7 protein-coding genes are annotated in these 8,838 nt (G+C 63.5%); all 7 read left to right on the top strand.

Translation table 11 applies throughout. From position 1 onward, the window contains the following. Positions 1-228 precede the first annotated feature (228 nt). Complete coding sequence (locus HQL56_15725; GenBank protein MBF0310968.1) at positions 229-492, top strand: hypothetical protein; 264 nt, start codon at positions 229-231, stop codon at positions 490-492. After that, on the top strand, positions 473-877 hold the full coding sequence (locus HQL56_15720; protein MBF0310967.1) for a PIN domain-containing protein: 405 nt from the start codon (positions 473-475) through the stop codon (positions 875-877). Before HQL56_15725 ends, HQL56_15720 begins: the two co-directional genes overlap by 20 nt. 342 nt (positions 878-1,219) lie before the next feature. Next, complete coding sequence (locus tag HQL56_15715; GenBank protein ID MBF0310966.1) at positions 1,220-3,946, top strand: hypothetical protein; 2,727 nt, start codon at positions 1,220-1,222, stop codon at positions 3,944-3,946. A gap of 830 nt (positions 3,947-4,776) precedes the next feature. Continuing rightward, positions 4,777-6,180 carry a nitrogenase iron-molybdenum cofactor biosynthesis protein NifE gene (gene nifE, locus HQL56_15710; protein MBF0310965.1) on the top strand — a complete coding sequence of 468 codons (1,404 nt, stop codon included), beginning with the start codon at positions 4,777-4,779 and terminating at the stop codon, positions 6,178-6,180. Between the two features lies 1 nt (position 6,181). Beyond that, complete coding sequence (gene nifN, locus HQL56_15705; protein ID MBF0310964.1) at positions 6,182-7,537, top strand: nitrogenase iron-molybdenum cofactor biosynthesis protein NifN; 1,356 nt, start codon at positions 6,182-6,184, stop codon at positions 7,535-7,537. Positions 7,538-7,549: 12 nt separating this feature from the next. After that, a complete protein-coding gene (locus HQL56_15700; protein MBF0310963.1) occupies positions 7,550-8,044 on the top strand; it encodes a hypothetical protein in 495 nt (164 codons plus the stop codon). After that, positions 8,041-8,493 carry a NifX-associated nitrogen fixation protein gene (locus HQL56_15695; GenBank protein MBF0310962.1) on the top strand — a complete coding sequence of 151 codons (453 nt, stop codon included), beginning with the start codon at positions 8,041-8,043 and terminating at the stop codon, positions 8,491-8,493. The genes HQL56_15700 and HQL56_15695 overlap by 4 nt, the downstream gene beginning before the upstream one ends. Positions 8,494-8,838: the final 345 nt, after the last annotated feature.

The following is an 8,838-nucleotide window of genomic DNA, read 5'->3' as shown; positions in this document are numbered from 1 at the left end:
GGTCTCAAAAGCCTGCAACCCACCCCCATGCCTCGTCGTCGTGCCGGTAGTCAATCCCCGTGAAATGGGGTAGCATGTTAAGGGGGTCAGCCGCCTTGCTTCCTGTTTCCACGGCGCGCTCCACCGGTCACACAAGCTGGAATGAAGGCTGCAAACCCGGCCCCCTTTTGGAAACAGCGCCGGCCCGGGTTCTGAAGTAAGAGAATAACGTAACCATGGGAGGTTCGCATGGGGGACATTCTGATTCCAAACGTTGATGACTCGGTGATTTGGCAACTTGAAAAACGGGCCGAAGCGATGCACCTGAGCCTTGGGGAGTGCCTGAAACAATTCCTGATGGAGTTGGCTGCACCAACCCCACCTCACCACACCCCCCTTCCGGATAACGTAGCCGGTTCACTGCAACGCTATGCTCCGGAATACATCTCCCTTGAAGTGGCCAGAGAACGTCTCACCCTGGTAATGACAAACGATGCAGACCATTGTCGTTGATACAAACATAATATTAAGATACCTATTGAAAGATCATCCGGATTTTTTTATTCGGGCCAACGGTTTCTGGGACAAGGTCAAACAAGGCCATTACCTTGCCTTTGTCAGCGAAGGAGTTCTGGTCGAATGTGTTTTTGTTCTGCTCAAGGTGTATCGGGTACCACGGCAGGAACTGGCGGACGTCATGCTCGCCTTTTTGGAAACCCCCGGACTCATGGCCACCGATCTTGCCATTCTCCGTCACGCCCTTGTCCTCTTCAGAGGTCACGCTATCGACGTGGTCGATGCATTGGTCGTTGCTACAGCCCAACGGCATGACTGGGCCGTTGAAAGCTTTGATCGTGACGTCATTCATCACTTCGGGCGCCCATCACCCTCTTTCTGAAAAGTCTGCAAACCCTCGTGCCGGTAGTCAATCCCCGTGAAACAGGATAACCCGTTGCAAAACAGCGAAGCACTGGTTCAGTATGAGCTGAATAAATAATAACAGAAAAGCCAAAGGATTGAACATTTTCTTTTTTTGATACTTAAAGGATAACATATTGAAAGGCAAACCGTTCACCCATTGCCCACTCTCGTGGAGCCAACCATGCTCCCGGAAAGCGGTTGACGACTATTTCGAACAATTCGTCCAGCGCCCATTGTTGACGCGACTGGACCTTTCCGGGCGCATCGGGGTAAAACCGTAACCATTACTCTGCCCAAGGCCGGTTTCAAGTGAGTTGGCATGGCGTTACGCTGTTTATTGGCTTTGTTTCTGGGAATCGTCCACCTCCTGAGTGAAGCGCACTGCTTCGCTTCGGAAGAGGCTGCCTACGCGCCCAAAGCAGACCCTTTCGGCGAAATCGCCCTCTTTCTGGCGCGGGACCACGCGCCGCTGGCGGTTCACCTGGTGAATCTGCGGCGTTTTCTGGAGGCGCATCCGCCGCAAACGCCGCTGGATTCCGGCGAGTGGCCGGTCATCGTCAAGGCGGTGGAGGCTCTGCGCCCCCTGTTGCAGGGAGACTCCCCCCTGCCCGAAGAGCAACGCCTGCAGTTGGGACTGATGCTGGCCGAAACCCTGCTGCTGCAGGAGGATCGCACCCCGTTGTCCGATCTGGGGGAGGCACGCGAGCAGGCGCGTCGGGCATTGGCCTTCCCGGAGTGGCACGCCGATCCCGCTTTGCTGGCTCCGGCCCATCGTCTGCTGGGACTGGCCTGGTGGCTTGAAGGGCAGCGGCCCGGATCGGCGGCGGCGCTGCCGGAGGCGCTGTTCCATCTGCGGCAGTATCTGGCCGCCAGCCCCGCCGGGTCGGCTCCGAGAGAGCGGGGTGACGCCCTTTTCCGACTGGCTTCCGCCGCCCTGGGTCTGGGCCAGTCCAGCCGTGAAACCGCTCTGCTGCGGGAGGCGGTCAACGCTTTTCGCCAGGCCGCCGAACTCTTTGCCGGGGAGAAACAACCCGCCCTTTGGCTCAACGCCCGCATCGGGCTGGGTAACGCTCTGCCGATACTGGCCGATCTCAACGGCACCAGTCAGCCGCTGGAAGAGTCGCTGGAACTATATCGCGACCTGCTGCAACGGCTTCCCGCCGAACGCCACCCTCTGCGGCACGCCTTTCTGCGCCTCAATCTCGGCGCTTCGCTGGCGGCGTTGGGCGAGCTGACGGGTGATCGCGAACGGTTGATGCAGGCGGCCGAGGAGTATCGTCGGGCGCTGACGCTGTTCAAACGGGAGCAACACCCCGGCGAGTGGGCCCACACCCTCTCCAGTCTGGGTCAGGCCTTGGTCATCCGCTTTCGGCTGCAACCCGATCCCCCGGTGCTGGACGAAGCCATTCAGGTTCTGAAGGAGGCGCTGACGGAGCTTTCCCAGGTCAAGGAACCGCGGGAATGGGCCAAAACCCGCTATTTTCTGGCCATGGCCCTGGACCGGCGCTGTGGGCGCGATCCCGAAGAGGGCTGTCTGCAGGAGAGCATCACCACACTGGAGGAGTTGTTGCCCGCCTTCAATCAGCGGGACAATCCCCGCGAGTGGCAGGAACTGCGTTCCCGGCTGGCTTATGCCCTGGCGCTGCTGGCCCCGCGACAGGGCGACGCCCGTGTCGTGCATCGGGGCATCCGTTATCTGAACGAGTTGCTGGAGGTACGCACTCTGCAGGAGGATCCGACGGGTCATCTGTTGGCGCAGGAGCGGCTGGGCAGTTTATGGCAGGTATTGGGCGACCTTTGGCACGAGGCGGATGCGTTGCGTCAGGCGGTACGGGCCTATCGGGCTGCGGCCTCGCTTCCGGAGGAGGCTTATCGTCCGCCCGCCTCCTGGAGCCGCGGTCAGCTCAATCTGGCCAAGGCGTTGATTTTGTACGGTCAGGCGGAAGGTGCGGAAGAGCCCCTCGGTGAGGCGGCCACTCTGGCGTTGGAGCTGACGCACCGTTTCGCGCGGGACAAGTCGCCGTTGGAGTGGGCCCAAGGTTGGCAGCAACGCGGGGTGGCGCTGCACTATCTGGGTTATCTGCGTCAGGATCCGGTGGTGCTTCAGGAGGCGGTTGCCGCCCTGCAACAGTGTTTGCAGGTGGTGACGGCGGAGTCGCACGCCACGGTTTACATGGAGGTTCAGGAGCGGCTGGGGGGCATTTGGGAGAGTTTGGCCAAACTGAAGGGCGAGGTCACGCTATTGAACGCCGCGTTGCAGGCCTATGATCGGGCCTTGCAGGGTCCGGCCCGGATCAACCGGCCCCATTATTGGGCTCATGTGGCGGGCAAGCGGGCCAACGCCGCCTTGGAGTTGGGCAGCACGCTGGGAGAGGCCTTCCGCTTGCGGGAGGCACTGGGGACCTGGAAGGAGATCGAAGAGGTGATCACCCGCCGGGATCAGCCTGCGGAGTGGGCCGTACTGGCCATGCGGCGCGGGCGCACGCTGTTGACGCTGGCCCAGTTGGAGGGGGATGTCCGGCAGGCCACTGCCGCCGTGGAGGCGTATCAGGTGGTATTGCCGCTGTTGACGGATCGGGAGGCCATTGCGGAGGCGCAGCACAATTTGGGAATCGCTCATCGGTTGAGGGTTGAGGTGGACGCTTCGGCGCTGGAGGCGGCCATTGTGGCCTTTCGGGCGGCGCGGGAGGCGCGGGAGGGGGCAACGGAGGCCTGGGCGCGCAGCACTTCGGAGTTGGGCGGCGCATTGGGGGAGAAGGCCCGGCTCAGTCGGGAGGAGGCGCCGTTGCGGGAGGCGTTGCCGATGTTGCGACAGGCGGTGGGGTTGTTGGAGTCCGCCGATGCGGTGCAATTGCCTCAGGCGCGTTATCGACTGGGTACGGCGGCGTTGTTGTTGGGTTCGCTGACGCGGGACAAGGCGTTGTTGCAGGAGGCGCAAACGGTTCTGGGTCAGTCGAGGGAGGGGTATGCGAAGCAGAAGCGGGATGGTGAGGCGGAAGTGGCGGGAAGGGAGGAGGCCAATGCGGCGCGGATGCTGGCGAGGTGACAGGGGGGAAGGCAGCGGGGGCAAGCGAGGTGACAATATATACGGGGGTCCGGGGGGGATTATCCCCCCCGGCGGGGTTCGGGGCGGAGCCCCGAGGTGTTGCCGTAGACGTTGCGGTCCGCAGCACTCAAGTCAAACACGGCAACCCGTCACCCGCACGATGGAAATTTTCGCTGCGGACCGCGGGGGGCAAGGGGGGGCCTCATCCCCCCATCCTTTTGCGGAGTCGCCACCCGGAACAAAGCCTCTTTTTGAACACACGCTTCCGCAAAGATGAGGTCGGGGGAAATACGCGCTTTTGGATTGCCGTAGACGTTGCGGTCCGCAGCACTCAAGTCAAACACGGCAACCCGTCACCCGCACGATGGAAATTTTCGCTGCGGACCGCGGGGGGGCAAGGGGGGGCCTCATCCCCCCATCCGTTGACGTGCGCCGTTGACTTGCGCCGTTGACCTGCGCCGTTGCGTGAGGCGCTCCACCTCTCCCTTCGGGAGAGGTGCCGGATCGCTGTGAGGCTCGATGCGGCGGATTGACCCGGCTTTTAGTCGGGAGTCAAGTTCAAGGATGGGGGGATGAGGCCCCCCCTTGCCCCCCCGCGGTCCGCTGCGATAAATCCGTTGGGTGCGGTTGGGCGGGCCTTCGGGATTCCATGGGCTGCAGCGGACCGCGACGGCAACAGACACGGCAACGGACAGCAACGGCCACGTCAACACCTCGGGGCTCCGCCCCGAACCCCGCCGGGGGGGATAATCCCCCCCGGACCCCCGTATGAATGGAAGATTGCCGCATCCCACGGTGGACGCGGTCTGGTTCCGGGAAAGGAAGGGTCGATGAAAGCCTCCGAGATTGCCCAATTGCTGGATGAACCGGCCTGCGCCCACAACCACGGGGAGAAGTCGGGCTGCGCCCGGTTGAAGCCGGGTGCCACCGCCGGAGGCTGCTCCTTCGACGGGGCGCAGATCACCCTGTTCCCCATCGCCGATGCGGCCCACATCGTTCACGGGGCCATGACCTGCGCCGGAGCCTCCTGGAACGGACGCGGCTCCCTGGCTTCGGGTCCGGAGCTGCATCGGCTGGGGCTGACCACCGATCTTTCGGAACAGGATGTCATTCTGGGGCGGGGCGAAAAACGGCTGCTTTTCGCCATCAAGCAGGCGGTGGAGACGCTGCATCCGGCGGCGGTCTTCTGTTACCAGACCTGCGTGCCCGCACTCATCGGCGACGATCTGGCCGCCATCTGCCAGGCGGCGGAATCCCGCTTCGGCATTCCGGTGATTGCGGTGGATGCCGCCGGATTCTACGGCACCAAGAATCTGGGCAACCGCATCGCCGGCGACACCCTGGTCAATCAGGTCATCGGTCGCGTCGAACCCCAACCCCGGCCCGCCGTCTGGGGCCAACAGGCCGTTCCCGTTTACGACGTGGCCCTGATCGGCGAGTTCAATATCGCCGGGGAGTTCTGGCAGGTCCATCCGCTTTTCGACGAGCTGGGGCTGCGCCTTCTCTGCACCCTGGCCGGGGATGCCCGCTATCGGCAGGTGGCCAGCCTGCACCGTTCCCAAGTCAACATGCTGGTCTGCTCCAAGGCGCTGGTCAACGTGGCCCGTCGGCTGGAGGAGCGATACGGCATTCCCTGGTTCGAGGGCAGTTTTTACGGCATGGCCGACACCTCTCAGTCCTTGCGGGATTTCGCCCGCCTGCTGGGGGACGAGGGGCTGAAACAACGCACCGAGGCGCTGATCGCACGGGAGGAGAGCCGGTTGCGGCAGCGGCTGGAACCCTATCGGCAACGGCTGCGGGGCAAACGGGCGCTGCTTTACACCGGCGGGGTCAAATCCTGGTCGGTGATCGCCGCCTTGCAGGAGTTGGGGGTGGAGGTGGTGGCCACCGGCACCAGGAAATCGACCTCCCAGGACAAGGAGCGCATTCGCGCCCTGATGGGCGACGAGGCGCTGATGCTCGACGACGGCAATCCCCTGAAACTTCTGGAGGTGTGTCGCGCCGAGAAGGCGGATCTGCTGATGGCCGGGGGGCGCAACATGTATACCGCTCTCAAGGCGCGCCTGCCCTTTCTGGACATCAACCAGGAGCGGGAGGAGGCCTACGCCGGTTACGAGGGACTGGTCACCCTGGCGAAGAATCTGTTGGCCACGCTGGAGAGTCCGGTCTGGGAGCGGGTGCGGCGTCCCGCCCCCTGGGACGAGTCGGGTCGCACCATACGGGAGGCGTGTTGACATGGCCAAGGTCACCTTCAGCAACAAGGCGCTGGTGGTGCGCCCCCTCAAGGCCAGTCCGCCCATGGGTGCGGTGCTGGTGGTGCTGGGACTCGATCGGGCGTTGCCGCTGTTGCACGGTTCCCAGGGCTGCAGCGCCTTCACCAAGGTCTATTTCACCCGCCATTTCCGCGAGCCCATCGCCATGCAGACCACCGCCATGGATCAGGTGACCACGGTGATGGGCGCGGACGCCAATCTCATCGAGGCGCTGGATACGGTTTTGAGCAAACTGCACCCCGAGGTGGTGGGGGTGATCACCACCGGTTTGTCGGAGACGGAGGGGGTCGATCTGCAGCGGGTGTTGCGGGAGTTCCGCACCGCTCACCCCCAGTGGCGGCAGGTGCCGGTGGTGGGGGTCAACGCCCCGGATTACGGCGGTTCCCTGGAGACGGGTTACGCGGCGGCGGTGGAGGCACTGGTTACGGCGCTGGTGCCCGAGGGGCGGCGTGGCGGCGGGGCCTCCCGTCGCCTCAACGTGCTGGCCGGGCCCAGCCTGACGCCGGGGGATGCCCTGGTGCTTCACGAGGTGGCGGAGCAGTTCGAGCTGCAGGCCTGCCTGTTGCCCGATCTGGGGGGCGGTCTGGACGGCCATCTGAGTCCCGACGGCTTTTCGCCCCTGAGCGGCGGGGGCAGCCGGGTGGCGGCGTGGGCCAACGCCGCCGAAGCCGCTCTCACTCTGGTGGTGGGGCGCTCTCTGTACAAAGCGGCGGATTTGCTGCGGGAGCGCAGCGGCGTGGCCGATTGCCGTTTCGAGGCGCTGACCTCCCTGACCGCCTGGGACACCCTGGTGATGACCTTGTCGCGGGTGTCGGGCCGGGCGGTTCCGCAGCGCTTGCGTCGGCAGCGGGAGCAGTATCTGGACGCGCTGCTGGACAGCCACTTCCTTTTGTCGGGAACGCCGGTTGCTCTGGCGGGGGATCCCGACTGGGTCAAGGGGATCTGCGACCTGCTCGGCGAGGTGGGGGCGGTTCCCGTGGCGGTGGTTTCCACGGGCAACTCCCCTGTGTTCACCGGGCTGCCCTGCGAGCAGGTGGTGGTGGGGGATCTGCAGGATCTGCAGCGCCTGGCCGGGCAGGGTGGCGCGGAGGTGTTGATCGGCAACAGCCATGTGGCCGATCTGGCTGCGGAGATGGGGTTGCCGGTGATGCGGGCGGGTTATCCGGTGCATGACGCCCTGGGGGTGTTCCGCCGCGCCTGGATCGGTTATCCGGCCATGGGGGAGGCCTTGTTCGAGCTGGCCAATCGGGTTCATCAGGGGCGGCCCCGGGGTGTGGCCCCCCATGTTTCGGCGTTGTCCGCCACGGCTTTTGCGTAAAGGAGGTCGCTCATGTGTTTGTCGATACTGAAAAAACAACCCAATCCCGCCAACTCGTTGTGTCGCAACGAGTCCAAACGCTGGCAAATCGCCATTGCCAGCAGTGACGGGGTGCGCGTCGATCAACACTTCGGTTCCAGTCGCGGTTTCTACTTCTTCGAAGTCGAGGCCGAGGGCTGGAAGGAGACCGGCCATTTGCTGCTGCACCCCAACCACAACGCCTCCCATGAAACCCGTCTCAACCCGTTGATGACGGCCTTGAAGGGCTGTCGCATGGTCTACTGCACCCAGGTGGGCCACGGCGCGGTGGAGAGGCTGTTGCGGGAGGGTATCCAACCGATGCCGGTGGCCGTGAACAGCCCGGTGATCGAGTTGTTGCGCCAGGTGCAGACCCTGCTGGGCAAGCCGGAGGAGTGCCGGGGCCATCGCGCCGCCAAAGCGTCCCGAGGGACGGGCTGTGAACATTTTCAACACCTTCTCGATACCGAAGCCTGGAGTGTGCCATGACGACCACCGATCCCCTTTTGTGCAGCGATTTTTTTCAGGAAGTGATTCGCCAGATGCGCTCCTTCGATCCTTTGGGCAACAAGGAGTCCTGGTCCGAAGAGCGGTTGCTGGAGCCTTTCGTGATTTCAGCGGAGCGGGCCAGGTCCATTCCCATCGTGGGGGATCCCTCGCCGGAGACGGTGGTGCGGGTGCAGGCCTTTGCCAACGCCATTGCGGTGTTGGTGGAGAAGGAGTGCGGCCACATGGCCAAGACCTTCCTGAATTTGAGTCATGAGGGTTTCGGGACGTTGTTGATCATTGTCGGCAAGTTGGTGGTGGTGGAGCGGGTGATGCGGGATGTGCATCGTTTCGGTTTTCCGAGTTTGTCCCGCATGAAGGACGAAGCGGACAAGCTGCTTTCGGTGGCGGTGCAGCGGGTGGGCGATCACCCGCAGGTAGCCGGCCTGTAATCCTTAAATTTGCAAAACGGGTTGGGGGAGTCTGAGGGGGAGCTCCGCTGCCCCCTCAGCGGGGTCCGGGGCAGCGCCCCGTGGTGTTGACGTGGCTTTTGGCGGGTCGAGCCAAATGGAGAAATCCCCAACTCCGAACCCGTTCCAAACCAAGTCAATCCCTCGACCCGCCGGAGGGGGCCAGGGGAGGGCCTCATCCTCCCCATCTTTGAACGCGCCAACCGGATGAAGTCGGGTTGTGCGTTCGAAAGAAGGACTTTAACTATTCAGGCCCCTACAAAGCGCGACAGGATCGTGTCAACGGCGAAAGGAAAAGTCCCAGGGGTACCCCCTGGACCCCATGGG

Source organism: Magnetococcales bacterium (assembly GCA_015231925.1).
Classification (GTDB): Bacteria; Pseudomonadota; Magnetococcia; order Magnetococcales; family JADGAQ01; genus JADGAQ01.
Note: the sequence above shows the minus strand (reverse complement) of the source record. Positions and strands in the feature narration are given on the sequence as shown.